The organism is Chelatococcus caeni, assembly GCF_014196925.1.
GTDB classification, from domain to species: domain Bacteria; phylum Pseudomonadota; class Alphaproteobacteria; order Rhizobiales; family Beijerinckiaceae; genus Chelatococcus_A; species Chelatococcus_A caeni.
Genome location: NZ_JACIEN010000001.1, coordinates 908,995 through 930,959, shown reverse-complemented (window position 1 = coordinate 930,959; position 21,965 = coordinate 908,995). Strand labels below are relative to the sequence as shown.

General features: G+C 69.4%; 21 protein-coding genes. 8 read left to right on the top strand and 13 right to left on the bottom strand.

Annotation, left to right across the window (positions count from 1 at the left end):
• Window positions 1-187: 187 nt before the first annotated feature.
• From ldtR to GGR16_RS04475, 3 genes are all read right to left on the bottom strand, one after another.
• Window positions 188-688 carry a transcriptional regulator LdtR gene (gene ldtR, locus GGR16_RS04485; RefSeq protein WP_026014968.1) on the bottom strand — a complete coding sequence of 167 codons (501 nt, stop codon included), beginning with the start codon at window positions 686-688 and terminating at the stop codon, window positions 188-190.
• 331 nt (window positions 689-1,019) lie between these two features.
• The gene (locus GGR16_RS04480) at window positions 1,020-1,505 is read right to left on the bottom strand and encodes a DUF6163 family protein (RefSeq protein ID WP_183315814.1); all 486 of its coding nucleotides are present in this window, start codon (window positions 1,503-1,505) and stop codon (window positions 1,020-1,022) included.
• A 37-nt stretch (window positions 1,506-1,542) separates the two neighbouring features.
• On the bottom strand, window positions 1,543-2,607 hold the full coding sequence (locus GGR16_RS04475) for an enoyl-CoA hydratase/isomerase family protein (protein ID WP_343059543.1): 1,065 nt from the start codon (window positions 2,605-2,607) through the stop codon (window positions 1,543-1,545).
• A 194-nt stretch (window positions 2,608-2,801) separates the two neighbouring features.
• Between GGR16_RS04475 and hemB the strand changes: the two genes are divergently transcribed.
• The 6 genes from hemB (at window position 2,802) to GGR16_RS04445 (ending at window position 8,769) form a co-directional block, all read left to right on the top strand.
• Window positions 2,802-3,941, top strand: coding sequence for a porphobilinogen synthase (gene hemB, locus GGR16_RS04470; RefSeq protein ID WP_246372809.1), 1,140 nt, complete (start codon window positions 2,802-2,804; stop codon window positions 3,939-3,941).
• Between the two features lie 42 nt (window positions 3,942-3,983).
• Window positions 3,984-5,321, top strand: a complete 1,338-nt coding sequence (locus GGR16_RS04465) for a branched-chain amino acid ABC transporter permease (protein ID WP_053193871.1) — start codon at window positions 3,984-3,986, stop codon at window positions 5,319-5,321.
• Between the two features lie 88 nt (window positions 5,322-5,409).
• The gene (locus tag GGR16_RS04460) at window positions 5,410-6,654 is read left to right on the top strand and encodes a threonine ammonia-lyase (RefSeq protein WP_183315813.1); all 1,245 of its coding nucleotides are present in this window, start codon (window positions 5,410-5,412) and stop codon (window positions 6,652-6,654) included.
• Between the two features lie 42 nt (window positions 6,655-6,696).
• Window positions 6,697-7,146: an RDD family protein gene (locus GGR16_RS04455; RefSeq protein WP_183315812.1), complete on the top strand. Its 450-nt coding sequence runs from the start codon at window positions 6,697-6,699 to the stop codon at window positions 7,144-7,146.
• Window positions 7,147-7,226: 80 nt separating this feature from the next.
• Complete coding sequence (locus tag GGR16_RS04450; protein WP_019401195.1) at window positions 7,227-7,973, top strand: arginyltransferase; 747 nt, start codon at window positions 7,227-7,229, stop codon at window positions 7,971-7,973.
• Window positions 7,974-8,202: 229 nt separating this feature from the next.
• Window positions 8,203-8,769, top strand: coding sequence for a biotin transporter BioY (locus GGR16_RS04445; RefSeq protein ID WP_183315811.1), 567 nt, complete (start codon window positions 8,203-8,205; stop codon window positions 8,767-8,769).
• A 48-nt stretch (window positions 8,770-8,817) separates the two neighbouring features.
• On the opposite strand, the gene GGR16_RS04440 is transcribed toward GGR16_RS04445, so the two are convergent.
• Window positions 8,818-10,185: a cytochrome c peroxidase gene (locus GGR16_RS04440; RefSeq protein WP_019401197.1), complete on the bottom strand. Its 1,368-nt coding sequence runs from the start codon at window positions 10,183-10,185 to the stop codon at window positions 8,818-8,820.
• A 3-nt stretch (window positions 10,186-10,188) separates the two neighbouring features.
• A complete protein-coding gene (locus GGR16_RS04435) occupies window positions 10,189-11,046 on the bottom strand; it encodes a hypothetical protein (protein WP_053193868.1) in 858 nt (285 codons plus the stop codon).
• Window positions 11,047-11,153: 107 nt separating this feature from the next.
• Here GGR16_RS04435 and GGR16_RS04430 point away from each other — a divergent pair, with 107 nt between their 5' ends.
• Window positions 11,154-11,813: a Fe2+-dependent dioxygenase gene (locus tag GGR16_RS04430; protein ID WP_019402309.1), complete on the top strand. Its 660-nt coding sequence runs from the start codon at window positions 11,154-11,156 to the stop codon at window positions 11,811-11,813.
• Window positions 11,814-12,761: 948 nt separating this feature from the next.
• On the opposite strand, the gene GGR16_RS04425 is transcribed toward GGR16_RS04430, so the two are convergent.
• The 8 genes from GGR16_RS04425 to GGR16_RS04390 all read right to left on the bottom strand — a co-directional run bounded on the left by GGR16_RS04425 (window position 12,762) and on the right by GGR16_RS04390 (window position 20,807).
• Window positions 12,762-13,514 (bottom strand): AAA family ATPase, encoded by a 753-nt coding sequence (locus tag GGR16_RS04425; protein WP_019404175.1) that lies wholly within the window; start codon window positions 13,512-13,514, stop codon window positions 12,762-12,764.
• A 12-nt stretch (window positions 13,515-13,526) separates the two neighbouring features.
• A complete protein-coding gene (gene parC, locus GGR16_RS04420) occupies window positions 13,527-15,773 on the bottom strand; it encodes a DNA topoisomerase IV subunit A (protein ID WP_183315810.1) in 2,247 nt (748 codons plus the stop codon).
• Between the two features lie 418 nt (window positions 15,774-16,191).
• A complete protein-coding gene (gene recO, locus GGR16_RS04415; protein WP_183315809.1) occupies window positions 16,192-16,965 on the bottom strand; it encodes a DNA repair protein RecO in 774 nt (257 codons plus the stop codon).
• Window positions 16,966-16,995: 30 nt separating this feature from the next.
• Window positions 16,996-17,946 carry a GTPase Era gene (gene era, locus GGR16_RS04410; RefSeq protein ID WP_019404172.1) on the bottom strand — a complete coding sequence of 317 codons (951 nt, stop codon included), beginning with the start codon at window positions 17,944-17,946 and terminating at the stop codon, window positions 16,996-16,998.
• A complete protein-coding gene (gene rnc, locus GGR16_RS04405) occupies window positions 17,939-18,646 on the bottom strand; it encodes a ribonuclease III (protein WP_053193865.1) in 708 nt (235 codons plus the stop codon). The genes era and rnc overlap by 8 nt, the downstream gene beginning before the upstream one ends.
• Window positions 18,647-18,662: 16 nt before the next feature.
• Entirely contained in the window at window positions 18,663-19,433 is a 771-nt protein-coding gene (lepB, locus tag GGR16_RS04400) for a signal peptidase I (RefSeq protein ID WP_019404170.1), read from the bottom strand.
• A gap of 211 nt (window positions 19,434-19,644) precedes the next feature.
• A complete protein-coding gene (gene acpS / locus GGR16_RS04395; RefSeq protein ID WP_055460565.1) occupies window positions 19,645-20,049 on the bottom strand; it encodes a holo-ACP synthase in 405 nt (134 codons plus the stop codon).
• Window positions 20,050-20,057: 8 nt separating this feature from the next.
• A complete protein-coding gene (locus GGR16_RS04390) occupies window positions 20,058-20,807 on the bottom strand; it encodes a pyridoxine 5'-phosphate synthase (RefSeq protein WP_183315807.1) in 750 nt (249 codons plus the stop codon).
• Between the two features lie 272 nt (window positions 20,808-21,079).
• On the opposite strand from GGR16_RS04390, the gene phhA reads away from it, so the two are divergent.
• The gene (phhA, locus tag GGR16_RS04385; RefSeq protein ID WP_183315805.1) at window positions 21,080-21,955 is read left to right on the top strand and encodes a phenylalanine 4-monooxygenase; all 876 of its coding nucleotides are present in this window, start codon (window positions 21,080-21,082) and stop codon (window positions 21,953-21,955) included.
• Window positions 21,956-21,965: the final 10 nt, after the last annotated feature.

Genomic DNA, 21,965 nt, shown 5'->3' with positions numbered 1-21,965 from the left:
GACTGACCCTAATTAAACCGTCTACGGTTAATCAAGCGTGAGCTGTCGGGGAGCACTCGGGCCAATTTGTGGCAGGCGGCGCCACGGTTCGGCCCTGCCGCGCGCAAAAATCCGGGCGCTGCAATTATGCAACATCCGGCGGCCGTGCCAGCCGCCGGATGCCTTGCGAGCCGCGGGAAAGAGAACGTCAGAGCCGGTAGCGGATCTGATCCGTCCAGTAGCGCTCGAGCCGCACCAGGGCCTGGTTGAGGTTGCGGAAATCCTCGGCGGTGACGCCGCCGATCGTCTCGATCGTCCGCGTGTGCTTGTCGTAGAGCGTGGACACGATCTCGTGAACTTCGCGCCCGCGATCGGTCAGGCTGATGCGCACCGAGCGACGGTCGACCCGCGAGCGTGCATGGTGCAGGTAGCCCATCTCGACGAGCTTCTTCACGTTGTAGGACACGTTGGAGCCGAGATAGTAGCCGCGGGTGCGCAGCTCGCTCGCCGTCAGCTCCTTGTCGCCGATGTTGTAGAGCAGGAGAGCCTGCACCGCATTGACGTCCGTGCGCCCGCGGCGCTCGAACTCGTCCTTGATGACGTCCAGGAGACGCCGGTGCAGCCGCTCCACGAGGGTCAGAGCTTCCAAGTAGAGCGGACCGATTTCAGCGTCTATGGAATGAACCGGCGTCGGCTCTACCGTTTTCATCACAGTCCCCATCATACGCCCCATCGCCTGTTACGCAGGCCGGATTGCGATCTTCCAGCCTTTTATGAGGAGTACGATAGCCTGCGCCGATGAAGACGAATTTAAACAATACGATGAATCAAATCTTTGCGAAACGTCGTAAATCAAATCTCAACAATCGTTGACCGTTACGGCTACTCGGCGGACATGCCTCGCATACTCCTTCCCGCATTCGCTGCAGGTTGCGGCTTATTGCAACTGACGTCGACGCCCGGTGCAAGGGAAAAGATTGCCGGTCGCCGCATTGGCCTTGCGATTAGTCCGCAAACGAAGGCGCGCCACGCGCAAGACATCAGTCTTCCTGGCGCGCTGCTTTCCATGAAATCGCGAGATAAAGCAGGATGAGCGAGGCGAATGCGCTCAGCGTCATGGCGTTGCTCATGACGATACGCGGAAAGAACAAGGCGAGGATGATGTGGCTCGTGACGGCCAGAAGCCACATCACACCGCCCCACGTGCTCGTCAGCCACAGGCCGACGGCCGCCACGAGGTCGATGACGGCGAAGTAGATGATGGTGGCCTGGAAGGACAGCGAGCGCGCCTCGAAGGCGACGCCCTCCCCCGGGCCAAAGCCGAGCAGCACGGCCCAGGCGCCGAGGCCTTTCACCAGCCAGGCGCAGGCCATGACACGCATGAACCAGACGAGCATCTGGTCCCAGCGCAGGGCCGCAGCCCGCTCGTGCAGGGCGATGGCGTCGAGCAGCCCGCGCGTGGTGCCGGGCGGCCGGCCCGGCTGCCCGCCGCCACGCGCCTCGTCGTCTCCGCTGCGCTGGAACATGCCATCACCCCTTTCCGCCCGGAAGGGGCCGGCCATCTCAATCGATGGCGAGGTCGCCTTCCGGTAATGGAGCGAAATAAGCCGCGATCGCCTCGCTTGTCACCTCCTCGACGCGCTCCGGACGCCATTTCGGCGCCTGGTCCTTGTCGACGATCACGGCACGCACGCCCTCGTAGAAGTCGTGCCCCTCGGCGATGCGCGACACGACCCGGTATTCGAGCTGCATGGCCTCGGCAAAGGAGAGGCTGGCGCCGCGGCGCATCTGCTCGCGGGCGATCGTCATGCTGGTCGGCGACTTGGTGCGCATGAGCGCCGCCAGCCTGCCTGCATTTTCAGAGCCTTGGCCGGTTTCGCTCAGCAATCGATTCAGGATGTCGGGAATGTCCGCTCCGGCGAAGCAGCGGTCGATCATCGCCCGCTCAGCGGCGAGCGGCGATACGCCGGGGTCGACGGCATGGGCGGCGAGCACCGCCGCGATGTCGCCGCCCGCGCACAGGTCGTCCAGCACCTGCACCATGGCCGACGAAGCGACAGCGTGGGTGGCGATGCCGAGGGCGCAGGCATCGGCAAGGCCGATGCGCTCCCCCGTCACGGCGAGATAGGTGCCGGCGGCCCCCGGCAGCCGCGGCAGGGCGTAGGTGGCGCCGACATCCGGGAAGAAGCCGATGCCGACCTCGGGCATGGCGAACATCAGCTTCTCGCTCGCCACCCGGTGGCTGCCGTGCAGGGACAGGCCGACGCCGCCGCCCATGACGATGCCGTCGATGAGCGCGACATAGGGCTTCGCGTAGCCCTTGATGCGGGCGTTGAGCTTGTACTCCTCGCCCCAGAAGGTACGCGCCTCGTCGATGCGCCCTTCCCGGCCGAGATCGTGCAGCCGGCGGATGTCGCCGCCGGCGCAGAAGGCCTTGCCGCCCGCCCCGGTGACGACGACGCGGGTGACGGCCGGATCCTTCTCCCAGGCGTCGAGCGCGGCGCGCATGGCGCGCACCATGCCGAGGGTGAGCGCGTTGAGCGCCTTCGGACGGTTGAGCGTGACGACGCCGGCAGCGCCGCGCCGCTCGCACAGGATTTCCGCTTCCGCCGCCTGATCGGACTGCACGTCGTCTCCTCCCATAAGTTCTTGCATCGAGCACGTCTTCGACGGGCAAGGTGCCGGCACCCGTGCCGAGCGTCAACGCGCACCGGCGCGGGGCACGGCGGGGAAAAATGCACGGCCCGGCGTCCGGCGAATGCCTGTGCGGCATCGGCACGTCTTCCGGGCCGCCGCGCGATCATGCTAGGGCAAGGGGCACGATGGACAGCGACGGCGCCATGCCGGACCTGCATGAAGCGCCCGACCTGCGGCACGAGCGAGACTTCGAGAGCGACACCATGACATCCAAGACCGTCAGCCCCCTCGACGAGCGCAAGCGTGCGGGCGGGGAGACGCTCGCTGCGCCGGCCCTGCCGGTGCCCGTCAAGCGCCCGCGCCGCAACCGCAAGGCGCCGTGGGCCCGTCGGCTGGTACAGGAGAACGTGCTGACGACGAACGATCTCATCTGGCCGCTCTTCGTCATCGCCGGCGACAAGCTGCGCGTGCCGGTCGCCTCCATGCCGGGCGTCGAGCGGCTGTCGGTCGACATGGCCGTGCGCGACGCCGAGCGGGCGGCCGCGCTCGGCATCCCGGCGATCGCCCTCTTCCCCTATACGGACCCGGCCCTGCGCGACGAGACCGGCAGCGAGGCCCATAATCCCGACAACCTCGTGTGCCAGGCCGTGCGCGCCATCAAGCGCGCCGTGCCGGAGGTCGGCATCGTCACCGACGTCGCGCTCGATCCCTATACCAGCCATGGGCATGACGGCGTGCTCGCCGGCGAGACCATCCTCAACGATGAATCGGTCGCCCTGCTCGTGCGGCAGGCGCTGGTGCAGGCCGAAGCCGGCTGCGACATCATCGCCCCGAGCGACATGATGGACGGGCGCGTCGCTGCGATCCGCGCCGCGCTCGACGGGGCCGGCTTCCAGGACGTGCAGATCATGGCCTATGCCGCCAAATATGCCTCAGCCTTCTACGGGCCGTTCCGCGACGCCATCGGCACCAGCGCGACGCTCGTCGGCGACAAGCGCACCTACCAGATGGACCCGGCCAATTCCGACGAGGCCATGCGCGAAATCGCAACAGATCTCGAGGAAGGCGCCGACATGATCATGGTGAAGCCGGGCCTGCCCTATCTCGACATCGTGCGCCGGGCCAAGGACACGTTCGGCGTGCCGACCTTCGCCTATCAGGTGTCGGGCGAATACGCGATGATCGAGGCCGCGGCCCGCAACGGCTGGCTCGACGGCGAGCGGGCCATGGTCGAGAGCCTCCTCGCCTTCAAGCGCGCCGGCGCCGACGGCATCCTGACGTATTTCGCGCCCCGGGTTGCGGAAAGGCTCGCCCGCGCGCTCTAAAAGGCCCCTTTCCCGGCGCGCGGCGCCCGCTACAGTGCGGCCATGCTGCGCCGCGTCCTCCTGTTCCTCGCCGCCTGCCTCGCCCTTGCGGGCTGCGGGCGCGGCGTCGATGCGGAACAGGCGCGCATCTGCCGGCAGGCGATCCCGGCCCTCAATGCCGACGGCGCCAACTTTCGCCTGTCGGAGCCGCGCCCCGGGCCGGGCCGCAACGAGGTGCTGATCCATTACGAAGTCGACACCCCGCGCAGCACGCGCCGGCGCGCCATCACCTGCCGCTTCGCCGGGGCCGGCTTTGCCGCCGGCAAGGCGCGGCTCGTCGGCATCACGACCGAGCGGGGCGCGCTCAACGACGCCTCGGTCTATTTCCTGCAGCGCTTCTATCTCGAGACGCCCGAGGCGGCCGCGGCCGACCCGGAGCGGAGGGCGGCCTCGGCGCGCGTGCTGCAGCTGCCCTCGCCCCTCGCCTACGCCCTGCAGCAGGCCCTTGCCGCTCTGCCCATGGCGGCGATCTATGGTCTCCTTGCCGCCTCCTACGCGCTCATCTTCGGCCTCGTGCGGCGCATCATGCTCGGCTTCGGCGAATTCGCCGTGCTCGGCGGCATGGCGGCGACGCTGACCATCGCGCTCTCCGTCGCCGGCGGCGCCGTGACGCCGCTGCCCGGCCTCCTGTCGGGCCTCGTGGTCGCGGTGACGGCGGGAGCCCTGCACGGGCTCGTCGCGGGGCGGCTTGCCGTGGCGCCGCTGCTGCGCCTCAAGGGCCAGCAGATCGTGATCGTGACGGTCGGGCTCTCCATCGCGCTCGCCGAATACCTGCGCCTCGCCCAGGGCGAGAGCGGGCGCTGGGTGCCGCCTGTCTGGAATGCGACGCTCGGCATCGCCGGCGCCCGCGATTTCCTCGTCACCGTCACGCCCATGTCGCTCCTCGTCACGGCAACGGGCGCGCTGGCGGCCGGGCTTCTCATGCTCCTCCTGGCGCGCACGCGCTTCGGCCGCGCCTGGCGGGCCTATGCCGACGATCCCGTGGCCGCCGCCCTCTTCGGCATCGACGGGCGCGTGCTGTTCTCGATCACCTTCGCCCTCGCCACAGGCCTTGCCGCGCTCGCGGGCTTCCTGATGGTCGCGCAATATGGCGGCGTCGGCTTTTCCGGCGGCCTGGCGCTCGGGCTGAAGGCGCTCGTCGCGGCGGTCGTCGGCGGCATCGGCTCCGTCGCCGGCGCGCTCGCCGGGGGGCTCGTCATCGCCGCGGTGGAGGCCGCTTGGTCGGCGGCGCTGCCGATCGAGCTGCGCGACATCGCGGTCTACTGCCTGCTCGTGCTATTCCTCGTGCTGCGGCCGGGCGGGTTGTTCGGTGAACGCCACCTGGTGCCGCGCGAGATATGAGCCACCGCGCGCAGCATCTGCGATAGGCCGCGCGGTCGGCGTCGATTAAGGGAGCGGCTGGCAAGCCATGCTGGAGGACGTATCGGGAATGACCGCTGAGCGGCACGCCATCACCCTCGCGGATGTCGAAGCGGCGGCGGCCATCGTCGCCGGAAAGGTGCTGCGCACCCCGATGATGCCCGCTCCGCGCCTGTCGGCGCTCACCGGCGCCGAGGTCTTCGTCAAGCATGAGAACATGCAGGCGACCGGCTCCTTCAAGGAGCGCGGCGCGCTGGTGAAGCTGACGCGCCTCACCGACGACGAGCGCCGGCGCGGCGTCATCGCCATGTCCGCCGGCAATCACGCCCAGGCGGTCGCCTATCACGCGCGGCGGCTCGGCATTCCCGCCACCATCGTGATGCCCGAGGCGACGCCCCTCGTGAAGGTGGAGAACACCCGGGCGCACGGGGCGCGCGTCGTCCTCTTCGGCGAGACGCTGTACGAATCGGCCGAGCGGGCCCGGGCCATCGCCGCCGAGGAAGGGCTCGTCTTCGTCCACCCCTACGACGATCCGGCCGTCATGGCGGGCCAGGGCACCATCGCGCTCGAGATGCTGGCCGACATGCCGGACCTCGACACGCTCGTCGTGCCCATCGGCGGCGGCGGCCTGTTCTCCGGCATCGCCGTGGCGGCGAAGGCGCTGAAGCCCGGGATCGACGTCGTCGGCGTCGAGGCCCTGCTCTACCCGTCCTTCCACAATGCCATCGCCGGCAGCGACCTGCCCATCGGCGGACCGACGCTGGCCGAGGGCATCGCGGTCAAGACCGTGGGCACGATGACATTGCCGATCGTGCGGGCGCTCGCGAGCGAGATCATCCTCGTCGAGGAAGCGGCCATCGAGCGGGCGGTCAACGCCTATGCCACCCAGCAGCGCACCATGGCGGAGGGCGCGGGTGCGGCCGGCCTCGCCGCCATGTTCACCCGGCCGGAGCGCTTCAGCGGCCGGAAGGTGGGGCTCGTCCTGTGCGGCGGCAACATCGACGCACGGCTCCTCGCCTCGGTGATGGTGCGCGAGCTTGAGCGGGCGGAACGGATCGTCTCCTTCCGCATTACAACGAGTGACAGGCCGGGGCTGCTCGGCCGCGTCGCCAGCCGGCTGGGGGAACTCGGTGCCAATATCCTCGAAGTCTCGCACGGGCGCCTCTATCTCGATGTCCCGGCCAAGGGGGTCACCATCGACCTCACGGTCGAGACGCGCGATGCCGAGCACACCCGCGCCATCCTCGCCGCGCTCGAGGCGGACGGGCTCGCCCCGCGCCGGGTCGATGCCCGCGGCCTGAGCGAGACGCCGTGAAGCACCGCGACCAGCCGCCTCCCTCAAGACAGGACGGGATCCATGAGTGAGAACATGCCGACGCTGCCGCCCGAGGCCACCGCAGGCGTGCTGACGCCACGCCTCTTCGCCTATCTCGTCGACATCTGCGTCATCGCCGTGCTCATGGTGATGCTGTTCGTCATCGTTGCGGTGCTCGGGGTCTTCACCTTCGGGCTCGCCTGGTTCCTGTTCCCGCTCGTCGGGGCGGGCACGGGCGTGCTCTACAGCGCGATCACGGTGGGCGGCAGCCGGCAGTCGACCATCGGCATGCGCATGCTCGGCCTCAGGGTGATCGGCCCCGGCGGTACGCGGGTCGACTTCATCACCGCGGCCGTCCACGCGCTCCTCTTCTATGTCGCGGCCGGCACCGGGCTGGTGCTGGTGATCGACATCCTCGTCGGCCTCCTGCGCGACGACCGGCGGCTGCTGCACGACGTGCTCACGGGGCTCACGATCGTGAACGCGCGGTAACGGCGCTTGAGCGCCGTCAGGGCAGTGGTATCGTCAGTGGATACTCTCGCGGGCGATGAACGGACGGAGGGAGGAACGAGGTGACGACGCAACCGCGCGACGCGCCGCAGTTCTACCTGACGGCGCCCTCGGCCTGTCCCTACCTGCCGGGGCGGGAAGAGCGAAAGGTCTTCACCCATCTCATCGGCCGGCGGGCCGCGGAGATCAACGACATCCTGACACAAGGCGGCTTCCGCCGCTCGCAGACCATCGCCTACCGCCCGGCCTGCGAGCACTGCAAGGCCTGCGTGTCGGTGCGCATCGTCGTCGACGCCTTCCGGCCGGGGCGCAACCTGAAAAGGGTGGCCCGGGCCAATGCCGACCTCGTCGGCGCCATGGGCGAGCCGATCCCCACCTCCGAGCAATATTCGCTGTTCCGCCACTATCTCGAGGCGCGCCATTCCGACGGCGGCATGGTGGACATGACGATGCTCGACTACGCCATGATGGTGGAGGACAGCCACGTGCCGACGCGGCTCGTCGAATACCGGCGGCGCGGGCCGGATACGGGCATCAACGGCCGCGGCACGGGCGACCTCGTGGGGGTGGCGCTCACCGACGTGCTCGGCGACGGCCTGTCGATGGTCTATTCCTTCTACGATCCCGATGATGGCGAGCGCAGCCTCGGCAGCTTCATGATCCTCGACCATATCGCCAAGGCCCGGCGCCTCGGCCTGCCTTACGTCTACCTCGGCTACTGGGTCGAGGGATCGCGCAAGATGGCCTACAAGGCCCGCTTCCTGCCGCAGGAGCGGCTTTATCCGCAGGGCTGGGTGCGCTTCGGCTGAGGGTTCCCGCGACACGCCCGTTCCCCGGACACATGCAGCGAAGCGGAATGCGAGCCGGGGACCAGCGCATGAATCGCCGAAGGCGCCGCGATGAGCAGCATGCCGCCGAACATCCGGGGCACGACGGCGCACTCCGGTTTCGGCCCCTTGCCCCAGCTTTCCCACATCGACGGGCTTGACGACGGCGCACAGCCAAGGAAGTGTCGCGGCATCGATTGGGAGTCCCTTGATGTCGTACACCACCTCCACCCCTCATGCCGCGCCCCTGGCGCGTCTTGTCGGTTCCTCCGCCCTGCGCCGGGCCGCCGTCGTGCTCCTCGGCAGCTGGCTCATCGCGGCCTCGGCCTGGATCGAGGTGCCGATGTATCCGGTGCCCATGACGATGCAGACCTATGCGGTGCTGCTGGTCGGCGCGCTCTGCGGCTGGCGCCTGGCGAGCGAGACGCTGGTGGCCTACCTCGCGCAGGGCCTCGCCGGCCTGCCGCTCTTCGCCGGCGGCAATGCCGGGCTCCTCTACGCCATGGGCCCGACGGGCGGCTATCTCGTGGGCTTCCTCCTCGCCGCCGCCTTCGTCGGCTGGCTCGCCGACCAGGGCTGGAACCGCCACTACGGCAAGCTCGCGGTCTCGCTCTTCGTCGGCCACCTCATCGTCTTCGTGCCGGGCGTCGCCTGGCTCGCCCAGCTGATCGGCTTCGAGAAGGCGATCGCCGCCGGTTTCGTGCCCTTCATCCTCGGCACGGTGCTGAAGTCGGCCCTCGCCTATGCGAGCGTCGTGGCGCTCGACCGCCGGCGCTGAGCACGCGACACGACCGATCAGGAAGGGCGGGCCTCGGGCCCGCCCTTTTCATTTCGGCGCCGGCTCCTGCGGCGCGACCTCGACGGTGAGACGCATCTCGGGGTGGATGCCGCAGGTGACCAGGAACTGCCCGGGCTCCTCGAAGGACAGGACCACCTTGTCGCCGGGCTCCTGCGCGCCGGAACTGTAGGTGAGGCGCGGGTCGTCGACGCGCACGTTGTGGGTGCGGGTGTCGTCGTTGACCACGGTGAGCCCCTCGCCCGCGCGGATGCGCACGTGATCCGGCGCGAAGCGCTTGCCGGCCTGGCCGATAGTAGAGACCGACACGGCCCCGGCGCTGCTCGGCGCCGCTTCCACATGCGGCGGCAGCGACGCCGACCGCGGCGGATCCTCGCTCGACAAGGTGCCGAGGAAGGCGATGAGCTGATCCCGCTCCGCCTCGCTCAGCGACAACCCCTTGGGCAGGTCGGCCGACAGCGTCGGCCGGTCGACGATGCCGTGCTCGTAATGGGCGACGACATCCTCCAGCGTCGCCAGCGCGCCGTCGTGCATGTAGGGCGCCGTCCAGGCGATCTCGCGCAGGCTCGGCGTCTTGAAGGCGTGATCGGCCGCCGCAAGGCCGAGGGCGGCGCCGCGGCCGCGGTCGTCGCCGGGAAGGCCGATGTCGTGGAAGGCCTCGTCGGTGAAGCGCCAGCCGCTGTGGCAGGCGACGCAGCCGGCCTTGCCTGTGAAGAGGTGGAAGCCGGCGATCTCGTCCGCCGTCAGCGCATCGCGCTCGCCCGCCACGAAGCGGTCGAAGCGGGTCTCCGGCGAGACGAGCGTGCGCTCGAAGGCGGCGAGCGCCCGTGACAGGTTGAGCCCGTCGACCACCGGGCGCTCGGGAAAGGTCTCGGCGAAGGCCGCGCGCATCGCCGAACCGTCGGAGAGGCGGGCAACCACCTCCTCCAGCTTCGCGCCCATCTCGACCGGGCTTTCGATGGGCCCGGTCGACTGGCTCTCCAGGCTCGTCGCCCGCCCGTCCCAGAAGAAGGTGCGGCCCCAGGCGAGGTTCCACAGCGCCGGCGTGTGGCGCGGCAGGCGGCTGCCGGCGATGCCGCGGCCGAGCGGCACGCCGTCGGCGAAGCCGAGCTGCGGATCGTGGCAGGAGGCGCAGGCGAGGCTGCCATCCCCCGACAGGCGCGTGTCGAAGAAGAGCGCCTGCCCGAGCGCGACCTGCCGCGCATCGTCGTCCTCCGCCGAGGGGCGCCGCGCAGGACGGGCGAAGGCGGCGAGGACATCGGCCGCTACGGACGGCGGCGTCTCGGCCGCCGACAGGCCGGCACAGAACACGACGGCGCAGGCGCCGGCGGCCGCGCGCCACGGCCGCCGCACCGCCCGATCAAAGGCTGCGCCGAATCTGCTGCCTGCGCGCGCCATCGCTCACATCAGCTTGCCGATCTCGATCTCGGCCTTGGCGATGAGCCCGAGCACCTCGGAGACGTCGAGCACCGGCTTGCCCGGCGCGACCGCACTGGGCCAGGCCTTCTTCAGCTCGGCCAACTCGTGCTGCAGGGCGGCATAAGCCCCGGCGTTCTTCTTCTCGAGGTCGGGCGCGACCGCCGCCAGCATCTGCTCGGCCTGAAGGATGAAGCCGCGCGAATCCTGATACTCGACCACGAGCTTGAACTTGCCGTCCTCGATGGCCGCTTCGTATTCCTCGCCGGCGGTGTTGAGCACCTCGAGCACGGCATCGAGCGTCAGGCCCGGCCAGTCGGCGGTCTTCGCCTGCACCGCCGCGTCGGCGGCCGCGAGGCGATCGCGCACCGTCTTCAGCGCCCCCTCGTAAGCCTCCTGCTTCTGCGCCTTCACCGTCTGGGCGAGCACCTTGAGCGCCGCGGCGAAGGGCGGGATGCCGAAGCTCTTGAGATCGCCGGCGATGCCGCCGTAGAGCTCCTCCGCCGGGTGGAGGAAATGCACCATCGCCTCGCTCCAGCGCCCCGCCTCGACCAGTTCGTTGCCAACGGTCAGGTGACCGCTGATGAGGGCGAGATCGCGCGTCAGGCGCAGGTCCGGCGCCAGCTCGGCACCGCCGCCCTCGCCTTCGCCATCCCCAGCCGCGGCATGGCCGGCGTGGCTCTCCGCCACGCGCAGGACGAGATCGCGAGCCGCTGACGCCTCGCCGGGCGCCGCCTGCTCGATGCCGCGCGCCAGCGGCTGCGCCTCGGCGGGGGCGCCGACGCCGGCGCCGGCGAGCACGGCCGCGCCGAGGCCGACCCAGACTTTCCGCGACTTGATCATGGCTGTTCTCCAGCTCAGAGAATGGAATTGTTAAAATTAAAATTTCTATTCATTTTCATGATCTTAGCTATTTGCTATGCCCGTTCCGGTCAATGGAGACATGAAAGATGCTCGTCCTCATCGGCGATGTCCTGACGGCGGAAGACCTCACGCAGATCCGCGAAGCACTGGCCCACCTGCCCTTCGAGGACGGGCGTGCGACGGCGGGCCGCAGCGCCCGGCTCGTCAAGGACAACGAGCAGGCGCGGGAGGGCGCGGCCGTGCGGGGCCTGCGCGAGAGGATCTCGGCGCGCATCCTCGCCAATCCCGTCTTTGCGGCGGCGGTCCGGCCCAAGGCGCTGACTCCGATCCTCTTCAGCCGCTACGGCGCCGGCCGGGCCTATGGCACGCATGTCGACAACCCGATCATGCACGGGCTGCGCACGGACGTGTCCTTCACGCTCTTCCTCGCCGATCCGCAGGCCTATGAGGGCGGCGAGCTCGTCATCGAGAGCGCGGCGGGCGAGGAGGCGATCAAGCTGCCCGCCGGCCATCTCGTCGCCTATCCCGCGACGACGCTGCACCGGGTCGAGCCGGTGCGAACCGGCGAGCGCCTCGCCGCCGTCGGCTGGGCACGCAGCTACGTGCGGGACGGGGCGCGGCGGGAGCTGCTCTTCGACCTCGACACTGCGCGCACGCGGCTGTTCGAACAGCACGGCAAGACGCCGGAATACGACCTGCTTGCCAAATGCGCCGCGAACCTGACGCGCATGTGGGCGGAGGATTGAGGAAACGGGTGAGGCAGGCGGATTGGGAAAGACTGCCACATGGCCTTTCGAACCGCTTCCCCCGTCTCCGCCATTTCGCCGTTTCCACCGCTTCCGCCGTCATACCCGCGCTTGTCCCGGCCATCCACGCCGTCCACGCTCGTGCAGGGGTGAAAGGCGTGGATGGCCGGGACAAGCCCGGCCATGACGAACGGAGAGGTTGTGCCCCACGCTCTTCCCGCTTCCTTTGCGCAGCCGTCTCCACCGTCATGCCCACGCTCGTCGCGGGCATCCACGCCGTGACGCTCGCGCGGGGTTGAAAGCCGTGGATGGCCGGGACGAGCCCGGCCATGACGGGCGGGGAGGTTGTGCCACGCTCTTCCCGCTCCCTTTGCGCAGCCGTCTCCACCGTCATGTCCGCGCTCGTCGCGGGCATCCACGCCATCCACGCTCGCGCAGGGTCGAAAGGCGTGGATGGCCGGGACGAGCCCGGCCATGACGGGCGGGGAGGTTGTGCCCCACTTCTCCCGTTCCCTTTGCGCAGCCGTCTCCACCGTTGTGCCCGCTCGTCGCGGGCACCCACGCCGCGACGCCCGCGCAGGGTCGAAAGGCGTGGATGGCCGGGACGAGCCCGGCTATGACTCGGGGAGGTTGTGCCGCGCTCTTCCCGCTTCCTTTGCGCAGCCGTCTCCACTGTCATGCCCGCGCTCGTCGCGGGCATCCACGCCGTGACGTTCGCGCAGGGGTGAAGAGCGAGGATGGCCAGGATGAGCCCGGCCGTGACGGGCGGAGAGGTTGTGCCTCACTCTTCCTGTTCCATTTGCGCAGCCGTCTCCACTGTCATGCCCGCGCTCGTCGCGGGCATCCACGCCGTGACGCTCGCGCAGGGGTGAAGGGCGTGGATGGCCGGGACGAGCCCGGCCGTGATGCGGGGAGGCTGCGCGTCACTCTCCAGTCCCGCCCCCGCCGTCACTCGTCCAGCATCGAATCGACGAAAAGCTCGGGGTCGAGGAAGAACTCGCGCAGGACCCGGAAATGGTCCGTGTCCTCGATGCGCGTCGGGAACAGGCCGGCGCGGGTGAGCATCCTGAGGTCGGCGCCCGGATAGGCCATGAGGAGCGGCGCGTGGGTGGCGATGACCACCTGGCAGCGGCCGGACCGCTCCATGGCGCGCAGGATCTTCATGAACTCGATCTGCCGCGAGGGCGAGAGGGCCGATTCCGGCTCGTCGAAGAAATAGACGCCCTGCCCCGCGCAGCGCTCGCGGAAGAAGGCGAGGAAGCCCTCGCCGTGCGACATCTCCAGCCAGTCGGGCGGCGGGCCGCTCAGCGGCTCCTTCGCGGCCTCGACCATGTAGCGCACGAGGGAGAAGAAGGTCTCGGCGCGAAAGAAATAGCCGCGGGTGATGCGCGGCAGCCAGGAGAGCGCGAGCGCGTCGGAAAGCGTCGCCTCATCGTCGTGGCTGCCGAGCCGGTGGCCGGTCGCGCCGCCGAAATGGCCGAAGCCGGCCTTGACGGCGATGCCCTCCAGCAGCGTCGACTTGCCCACCCCGTTCTCGCCCACGATGACGGTGACGGGATGGGTGAAGGCGATCTCGAATTCCCGCTCCCGGAACATCGGCAGGCAGAAGGGATAGGCCGCCCAGTCGCCGACCTTCTCCGGCACCAGCGCGACGCGCTTCAGATAGGGCGCCGGCAGGTTGACGGGGCGCGACCTGCGCATCTTCGCTGCCCGTCAGCCGCCGAACTTGTTGTTGCGCGGAAAGCCCTTCGGCGGCAGGCGGCCGGCATCGCCGCGGTTGCCGAGCCAGTCCTTCAGGTCGTCGCCGGCCACCGTCCAGGTGCGGCCGGAGGTGTCCTTCCAAGTCAGGCCCTCGGCGAGGGCGAAGACCTTCACGTCCGAGAGGCCGCCGTCCTTGTATTTCTGCAGGCGCACGCCGCGGCCGCGCGCCATCTCGGCCACCTGCGCGAGCGGGAAGGCGAGCAGCTTGCGGTTCTCGCCGACGATGGCGACATGGTCGCCCTCCGCCGGCACGCAGGCGGCCGCCTTGTAGGGTGCGGAGACGTTGAGCACCTGCTTACCCTTGCGGGTGTTGGCGACGACGGCATCGGCCGCGGCAACGAAGCCGCGCCCCTCGCTCGACACCAGCAGCAGCTTCGTCTCCGGCCGGTAGGGGAAGGCGCCGACGATATCCGCGCCCTCGTCGAGATCGGCCATCAGGCGCACCGGATCGCCGAAGCCGCGCCCGCCGGGCAGCTTCGAGGCCTCGAGCGTGAACACCTTGCCGTTGCTGGCGAGCACCAGGATCTTGGCCGTCGTCTCCGTGTGGAAGGCCACCTTGAGGGCGTCGTCGCCCTTGAACTGCAGGGTCGAGAAATCGGCCACGTGGCCCTTGAGCGCCCGGATCCAGCCCTTCTCGGAGAGGACGACCGTGACGGGCTCGCGCTCGACCATGGCCTCCGTGAGGTCGATGGCGGCCGCCTCCGGCGCCACGGCGAAGGTGGTGCGGCGGCGCCCCAGCGGGGTCTCGGGCCCGAAGGTCTTTTTGACCTCGCGGACCTCCCAGGCCACCGTCTTCCACTGCTTGTCCTCGGAGGCGATGAGGTCCTCGATGCCGCTCTTCTCGGCGGTGAGCTCGTCGAACTCCTTGCGCAGCTCCATCTCCTCCAGCTTGCGCAGGGAGCGCAGCCGGGTGTTGAGGATGGCGTCGGCCTGCACCTCGGTGAGGGAGAAGACCTTCATCAGCTCGGCCTTCGGCTCGTCCTCCTCGCGGATGATGCGGATCACCTTGTCGAGGTCGAGATAGACGATGAGCAGGCCGCCGAGGATCTCGAGCCGGCGCTCGATCTCGCCGAGGCGGTGGCGCGAACGGCGCAGCAGCACCTCGCGGCGGTGATCGAGCCACTCGCGCAGCGCCTCGGCCAGGCCGAGCACGCGCGGCACCTGGCCGGCCGTCAGCACATTCATGTTGAGCGGCACGCGGCTCTCGAGATCGGTGAGCCGGAAGAGCGATTCCATCAGGAGGACGGGATCGACGGTGCGGGCGCGCGGCTCGAGCACGATGCGCACGTCCTCGGCCGATTCGTCGCGCACGTCGGCGAGGAGCGGCAGCTTGCGCTCCTGCAGCAGCTCCGCGATCTTCTCGATGAGGCGGGCCTTGGCGACGCCGTAGGGAATCTCGGTGACCACGGCGACCCAGCCGCCGCGGCCCGTCTCCTCCTTCTCCCAACGCGCGCGCACGCGGAAGGAGCCGCGGCCGGTGCGGTAGGCGTCGAGGATCGATTCGCGCCCGTCGACAATGATGCCGCCGGTCGGCAGGTCCGGCCCCTGCACGAAGGTGAGGAGTTGCTCCGAGGACGCGCGCGGGTGGCCGATGAGGTAGAGCGCGGCATCGCACAGTTCGGCAACATTGTGCGGCGGGATCGACGTCGCCATGCCGACGGCGATGCCCTGGCTGCCGTTGGCGAGAAGGTTCGGGAAGGCCGCCGGCAGGACGATGGGCTCGCGGTTGGCCTCGTCGTAGGTCTCGCGGAAATCGACGGCGTCCTCGTCGATGCCCTGCAGGAGAAGGCGCGCCACCTCCGTCATGCGCGCCTCGGTGTAGCGCATGGCCGCGGCGTTATCGCCGTCGATATTGCCGAAGTTGCCCTGCCCCTCGACCAGCGGGTAGCGCTGGGCGAAATCCTGCGCCAGGCGCACCAGCGCGTCATAGATCGCCTGGTCGCCGTGCGGGTGGAACTGGCCCATGACGTCGCCGACGACGCGGGCGGACTTCTTGAAGGCGGCGCCGGGGTCGAGCCTCAGGAGACGCATGCCGTAGAGGATGCGCCGGTGGACCGGCTTCAGGCCGTCGCGCGCATCGGGCAGCGCCCGGTGCATGATGGTGGACAGCGCATAGGCGAGGTAGCGCTCCTCGAGCGCGTCCTTGAGATTGATGTTCTCGATGCTGCCACCGGACGGCGGATCGACAGGCTTGCCCATTCCCAATTCCTCTCTCGGGGAACGGGTAGCGAACATGGCGCCGCACCGCAAGTGCGACGGGGTGGTTTGCGGCTGCCGCAGCATTGCTTCGCGGGATCCGGGCAACCGCGTCCTCTCTCCCACCAGCGGCGGCGAGCTATCGCATATGCACGTCGAGGTCTTGATCCTCCCCCGCACAGGAGAGGTGGCACCGCGAAGCGGTGACGGAGGGGGCCGCGCGGCTGAGATTGCAAGCACCGTTCCCGGCCTTGACCCCACCCGTCTCGGTCCTGCGGACCGATCCACCCTCCCCTGAAGGGAGGGATCAATGTCGCTCGTTCGCTGGCGATAGCCCTGCCGCCAGCAGGGAGCGGGTCCAGGGAAGAGGCAAAGGCCGATGGAGCAAGGCAGACATCGGCCTTGCGGGAATGGCCGCCCCTCACCCTGCCCTCTCCCCGCTCGTGGGGAGAGGGTCCTGTCCGGCCGCCTCGCCGCGCGCGAGAAACTCGATCAGGCGCCGGCGGGCGTCGGGCTCGGTAAGGCCGCGCGGCTCGTAGACGTGGCGGGCGAAGAAGAGCCCCGTCAGCTGGAAGCCGGCGAGCACGTCGGCGGTGCCGATCGTGTCGACGAGGCCGCCCTCGCGCAGGAAGGAGGGCAGCGGCAGCAGCCGGTCACGGTAGGGCTCGCCCGCCGCGCGCGAGACGGCGCGGCCGGACTTCGGCGAGACATAGACGAGCTCCTGCGTGCCGCCGGTGGCGGCGCAGCTCGAAAGGTCGAGGCCGAAGCCGAGCTCGGCGAGCATGGCGAGCTCGAAGCGCACGATGAGCGCCGGGGCGATGGCGGGATCGTCCATGTGCTCCATGAGCACGGTCAGCGCTTCATAGAGACCGGGATGCGGGTCGCGCTCCGGCATCAGGCGCAGCAGGGCCGTCAGGGTGCCGAGGCCGTGGAGCGCGAGCGGGGATGCGATGAAGCGGGCGGCGCGCATGGCCGTCGCCTCCACCGCATAGAGGCCGAGGTGCTCCTCGATGCGGGCGCGCCAGACGACGGCGACGCTATTGCCCGGCTGCAGGACGGGCTGCAGGCGGCGCGAGCGCCCGCCGCGCACGAGGCCCATGTGGCGGCCGTGCGCCGCCGTCATCAACTCGAGGATGACATTGGCCTCGCCGTGGCGCCTGGCGCCGAGCACGATGCCTTCGTCCTGCCATTCCATGGCTCACCCGGATGGCACGCCCCGCGGGGCTCAGCCCTTCGGAAACTCCAGCCCCATCTCGCGGTAGCGGGCGGGATCGTCGCTCCAATTCTCGCGCACCTTGACGAAGAGGAACAGGTGCACCTTCGTCTCGGCGACCTCGGCGATCTCGGCCCGGGCGAGCGAGCCGATGGTCTTGATGGCCTGGCCGCCCTTGCCGAGCACGATCTTGCGCTGGCTCTCGCGCTCCACGTAGATCGTCTGCTCGATGCGCACCGAGCCGTCCTTCATCTGCTGCCACTGCTCGGTCTCAACCGTGGAGGAATAGGGCAGCTCGTCGTGCAGGCGCTCGAACAGCTTCTCGCGCGTGATCTCGGCGGCGAGCATGCGCAGCGGCGCGTCCGACACCTGGTCTTCCGGGTAGAGCCAGGGGCCCGGCGGCATCATGGTGGCGAGCTTGGCGCGCATGCCGGCGACGCCGCTGCCGGACAGCGCCGAGACCATGAAGGTCTCGGCGAAGGGCTGGCGGGCGTTGATGTCGGCGGCGAGCTGGAGGAGCTTCTCCTTCTGCACCACGTCGACCTTGTTGAGGATGAGCACCTTCGGCTGGCGGATGTCCGCGAGCTTGCCGAGGATGGCCTCACTCTCCTCGTCGAGGCCCTTGCGCGCGTCGATGAGGAGGCAGACGACATCCGCGTCCCCCGCCCCGCCCCAGGCCGAGGTCACCATGGCGCGGTCGAGCCGGCGCTTGGGCCGGAAGATGCCCGGCGTATCGACGAAGATGATCTGGCTCTCGCCTTCGAGCGCGATGCCGCGCACGAGGGCGCGCGTCGTCTGCACCTTGCGCGAGACGATGGAGACCTTGGTGCCGACGAGGGCGTTGACGAGCGTCGACTTGCCGGCGTTGGGCGCGCCGATCAGGGCCACGAAGCCGCAGCGCGTCGCCCCGCCTGCCGGAGAAGCGTTTTCTGCAGCGTTTTCGCCTGCGTTCTCGTCAGACATCCTGATTCACCGTCCAGATCCTCTCGCGCAGCAGGAAGGCCTCGGCCGCAGCCTGCTCGGCATTGCGCTTGGCCGTGCCGCGCCCTTGCGCCTGCACCATGCCCTCGACATTGACGCCGATGACGAACTCGGGCGCATGGTCCGGCCCGGAGCGCTCGACGAGCTCATAGGTCGGCGCCGGCAGGCCGCGCCCCTGCGCCCACTCCTGCAGCGCCGTCTTGGCGTCGCGCAGCGGGCGGCGTGGGGCATGCAGGCGCGCCGCGAAGGCCCGCTCGACCAGCGCGCGCGCCGCGTCGTAGCCCCCATCGAGGAAGACCGCGCCGACGATGGCCTCGCACACGTCGGCGAGGATAGCATGGTTGCGGCGCGCACCGGAGGAGACCTCGCCGTCGCCGAGGTGCAGGTGCGGCCCGACGTCCCAGGCCTGGGCGACCTCGGCGCAGCTCTCCTTGCGCACGAGCTCGGCGAGGCGGCGCGACAGCTCGCCCTCCTCCGCCGCCGGGAAGGCGGCGAGCAGCATGTCGGCGACCGACAGGCCGAGCACCCTGTCGCCCAGGAACTCGAGGCGCTGGTAGGAGCGCGTCTTGTCGGAGGGCGAGGCGCTGACATGGGTCAGCGCGCGCTTCAGGAGATCCTTGTCGGCGAAGGAATAGGCGAGCTGCGCTTCGAGCGCGGCGGTATCGGCGGATTTGCGGCCCAACTTATTGCACCGTCTTTCACTTCACCGGGTTGAAGATGCGCTCCCAGCGCACCGTCCACGGCCATTCCCACACCTTCCAGCCGGCGCTTCCCTCCCCGATGGAGAAGAAGATGATCTCGGCGCGGCCGACGAGGTTCTCGAAGGGCACCTGGCCGACGGCGTTCTCGTCGCGGCTGTCGGTGGAATTGTCGCGGTTGTCGCCCATCATGAAGTAGTGGCCGGGCTGCACCTTGTAGACGTAGGTGTTGTCCCAGTAGCCGCGGTCGCCGTCGCGCTCGATGACGGTATGGGTGGTGCCGCCGGGCAGCGTCTCGCGGTACATCGGCACCTCGATGTCGCGGCCCCAGGAATCCTGCGTGACGTAGTTGCCGACGCGCTCGCGCTTCACCGCCTCGCCGTTGATGTGCAGCACGCCGTCGATCATCTGGATGGTGTCGCCCGGCAGGCCGACGACGCGCTTGATGTAGTCGGTCGAATTGTCCTTCGGCAGCTTGAAGACGGCGATGTCGCCGCGCTTGGGCTCCGAGCCCCAGATGCGGCCGGAGAACAGCGGCGGCCCGAAGGGGAAGGAATAGCGCGAATAGCCGTAGGAATATTTCGAGACGAAGAGATAGTCGCCGATCAGCAGGGTCGGGATCAGCGAGCCCGAGGGGATGTTGAAGGGCTGGAACAGGAAGGTGCGCACCACGAGGGCGATCAGCAGCGCCTGGACGATGACCTTGACCGTCTCGAGAACGCCGCCCTGGTCGGCTTTCTTCTTCGTATCGTCCACGCGCGCCTCGTCCATCGATCGTGCCTTCTCGGGAACCCTCACCGGACCACGTTTTTCGACGCCACGTGGAGCGGCTCCAACCATTGCTCGTGACGGCCGACGGAAAGCCCGCCGCAGGCCGCGCCTGTTCAAAGAATCCGTTGCGGTCTAGCCGATACGCTCCCGCGCCGCAACGCGAACCGGCGCAGGCCATAGCGGATGTGATTGCGGCGCGAGCGTGGCACGATCAACCCGGCCGCGCCAGCGCCTCGATGATGACGAAGGCCTGCGCCAGCGGCGGATCGTCGGTCAGCGACACGTGCACCACCGCCTCGTGGCCGGGCGGCGTCATCTCCTCGAGCCGCTTCAGCGCGCCGCCGGTCAGGCGCATGGTGGGGCGCCCGCCGGGCAGGTTGACCACCTCCATGTCGCGCCAGAAGACGCCGAGCCGCATGCCCGTGCCGAGCGCCTTGGCGCAGGCCTCCTTGGCGGCGAAACGCCGCGCATAGGAGGCGGCCCGCGCCGCCCGCCGGTCGCTCTTCGCGCGCTCGCCCTCGGTGTAGACGCGGTGGGTGAAGCGCTCGCCGAAGCGCGCCAGCGAGCGCTCGATGCGGCGGATGTCGCAGAGATCGGAGCCTATGCCGATGATCATGGCACCCCTTACGCGCCGGCGCGCCCGGCCTCGATGGCCGCGCGCATGGCCCGCACGGCCCCTTCGAGCCCGATGAAGACGGCCTCGCCGATGATGTAGTGGCCGATGTTGAGCTCGGCCACCTCCGGGATCGCCGCGACCGGCCCGACATTGGCCGTGGTGAGCCCGTGGCCGGCGTGCACCTCGATATGGTAGTGGGCGGCGCGCGCCGCCGCCCTGCGCAGGCGCTCGAGCTCGTGGGCGATGCGCGCCTCGTCCCCCGCCTGCACCGCCTCGGCATAGGATCCGGTGTGCAGCTCGACCACCGGGGCGAGCAGCGCCGCCGCCGTCTCCAGGACGGCCTCGTCCGGCTCGATGAAGAGCGAGACGCGGATGCCGGCGCCGGTCAGTTCGGCGACCATGGGCCGCAGATGCGCATAGCCGGTCACGATGTCGAGACCGCCCTCGGTCGTGCGTTCCTCGCGCTTCTCCGGCACCAGGCAGGCGGCGTGCGGCAGGGTGGCGAGGGCGATCGCCACCATCTCCTCCTCCGCCGCCATCTCGAAATTGAGCGGCACCGGCAGCTCGGCCTTGAGGCGCGCGATATCCTCGTCGCGGATGTGGCGCCGGTCCTCGCGCAGATGCGCGGTGATGCCGTCCGCCCCGGCCGCGACGGCGGCATGGGCCGCGCGCACGGGATCGGGATGGTCCCCGCCGCGCGCATTGCGGATGGTGGCGACGTGATCGATGTTGACGCCCAGTCTCACAGTGGAAGCCATGGTGACGTGCTCTCCAGGCGGGCGTCGGGCGCCGGCCGCTCGCGTGCGGCAAGGGCCCCCGCCCTGTTCTCACGGGTTTAGCCGAAGTCGCGCCGTCCAGCCATCCCGCCGCGCGGGGGGCAGCCTTGCCGCCGAGGGGGCAAGGCGCGATGATCCGAAAAGGACGTCCTGCGGGCCGGGCGGACCTGCCACGCCGCTTCGTGCGTTATGCCGGCGGAGCCTGTCGCGAGGCCGCATCCGTAGCCGGCTCCCGCACGTCAGGGAGGCAAGCGATGTCCACGCACGCCGTGTTGAACGCGCAGAGCGTCGAAGACTGCATCATCGCGCAGGACTGGGAGCGCTACAGCGCCGAGGACCACGCGACCTGGGGCATCCTCTTCGAGCGCCAGCGCAAGACGCTGGAAGGCCATATCTGCCAGGAATATCTCGACGGGCTCGCCGCCCTCGGCATCGGCCCCGAGGGCGTGCCGGACTTCCGCGCCATGAACGAGCGCCTGAGGCGCCTCACCGGCTGGGAGGTGGTGGCCGTGCCCGGCCTCATCCCCTCGCGCCCCTTCTTCCAGATGCTGTCCGACCGGCGCTTCCCGGCCGGCACCTTCATCCGCAGCCGGGCGCAGCTCGACTATCTCGAAGAACCCGACATCTTCCACGACGTCTTCGGCCACGTGCCGCTACTGACGAACCCGGCCTATGCCGACTACATGCGCGAATACGGCCGCACGGGGCTCGTCGCCTGCGACAACAAGGGCGTGAAGTTCCTCGCCCGGCTCAACTGGTACACCATCGAGTTCGGCCTCATCCGCAAGCCCGAGGGCATCAAGGCCTACGGCGCCGGCATCGCCTCCTCCTACGGCGAGGCGAAATACGTGGTCGAGGACCCCTCCGCCAACTTCCTCGCCTTCGACCTCGAACGCGTGCTGCGCACCGGCTATTACATCGACGACTTCCAGGCCACCTACTTCGTCATCGACCGCTTCGAGGACCTGTTCGCCCTCATGCGCCAGACGGATTTTCTGGAATTGTACACGCGGCTGCGGACGGAGCCGGAGCTGACGCCGTTCGAGATCGGGCCGGAGGATGTGGTGGTGCGACGGGGGACCGGCGAATACTGGCGCGAGTTTCCGCAGGCGAAGTCGCATCTCAAGTAACGCACGCCCG

What these genes read in the sequence shown, in the direction of transcription:
- GGR16_RS04480 (WP_183315814.1), bottom strand. Translation starts at nt 1,505, where the DNA reads ATGTTCCAGCGCAGCGGAGACGACGAGGCGCGTGGCGGCGGGCAGCCG.
- hemB (WP_246372809.1), top strand. Translation starts at nt 2,802, where the DNA reads ATGGACAGCGACGGCGCCATGCCGGACCTGCATGAAGCGCCCGACCTG.
- GGR16_RS04440 (WP_019401197.1), bottom strand. Translation starts at nt 10,185, where the DNA reads ATGGCGCGCGCAGGCAGCAGATTCGGCGCAGCCTTTGATCGGGCGGTG.
- GGR16_RS04465 (WP_053193871.1), top strand. Translation starts at nt 3,984, where the DNA reads ATGCTGCGCCGCGTCCTCCTGTTCCTCGCCGCCTGCCTCGCCCTTGCG.
- GGR16_RS04430 (WP_019402309.1), top strand. Translation starts at nt 11,154, where the DNA reads ATGCTCGTCCTCATCGGCGATGTCCTGACGGCGGAAGACCTCACGCAG.
- parC (WP_183315810.1), bottom strand. Translation starts at nt 15,773, where the DNA reads ATGGGCAAGCCTGTCGATCCGCCGTCCGGTGGCAGCATCGAGAACATC.
- GGR16_RS04460 (WP_183315813.1), top strand. Translation starts at nt 5,410, where the DNA reads ATGACCGCTGAGCGGCACGCCATCACCCTCGCGGATGTCGAAGCGGCG.
- GGR16_RS04435 (WP_053193868.1), bottom strand. Translation starts at nt 11,046, where the DNA reads ATGATCAAGTCGCGGAAAGTCTGGGTCGGCCTCGGCGCGGCCGTGCTC.
- GGR16_RS04445 (WP_183315811.1), top strand. Translation starts at nt 8,203, where the DNA reads ATGTCGTACACCACCTCCACCCCTCATGCCGCGCCCCTGGCGCGTCTT.
- era (WP_019404172.1), bottom strand. Translation starts at nt 17,946, where the DNA reads ATGTCTGACGAGAACGCAGGCGAAAACGCTGCAGAAAACGCTTCTCCG.
- ldtR (WP_026014968.1), bottom strand. Translation starts at nt 688, where the DNA reads ATGAAAACGGTAGAGCCGACGCCGGTTCATTCCATAGACGCTGAAATC.
- GGR16_RS04455 (WP_183315812.1), top strand. Translation starts at nt 6,697, where the DNA reads ATGAGTGAGAACATGCCGACGCTGCCGCCCGAGGCCACCGCAGGCGTG.
- lepB (WP_019404170.1), bottom strand. Translation starts at nt 19,433, where the DNA reads ATGGACGAGGCGCGCGTGGACGATACGAAGAAGAAAGCCGACCAGGGC.
- acpS (WP_055460565.1), bottom strand. Translation starts at nt 20,049, where the DNA reads ATGATCATCGGCATAGGCTCCGATCTCTGCGACATCCGCCGCATCGAG.
- phhA (WP_183315805.1), top strand. Translation starts at nt 21,080, where the DNA reads ATGTCCACGCACGCCGTGTTGAACGCGCAGAGCGTCGAAGACTGCATC.
- GGR16_RS04390 (WP_183315807.1), bottom strand. Translation starts at nt 20,807, where the DNA reads ATGGCTTCCACTGTGAGACTGGGCGTCAACATCGATCACGTCGCCACC.
- recO (WP_183315809.1), bottom strand. Translation starts at nt 16,965, where the DNA reads ATGGAATGGCAGGACGAAGGCATCGTGCTCGGCGCCAGGCGCCACGGC.
- GGR16_RS04425 (WP_019404175.1), bottom strand. Translation starts at nt 13,514, where the DNA reads ATGCGCAGGTCGCGCCCCGTCAACCTGCCGGCGCCCTATCTGAAGCGC.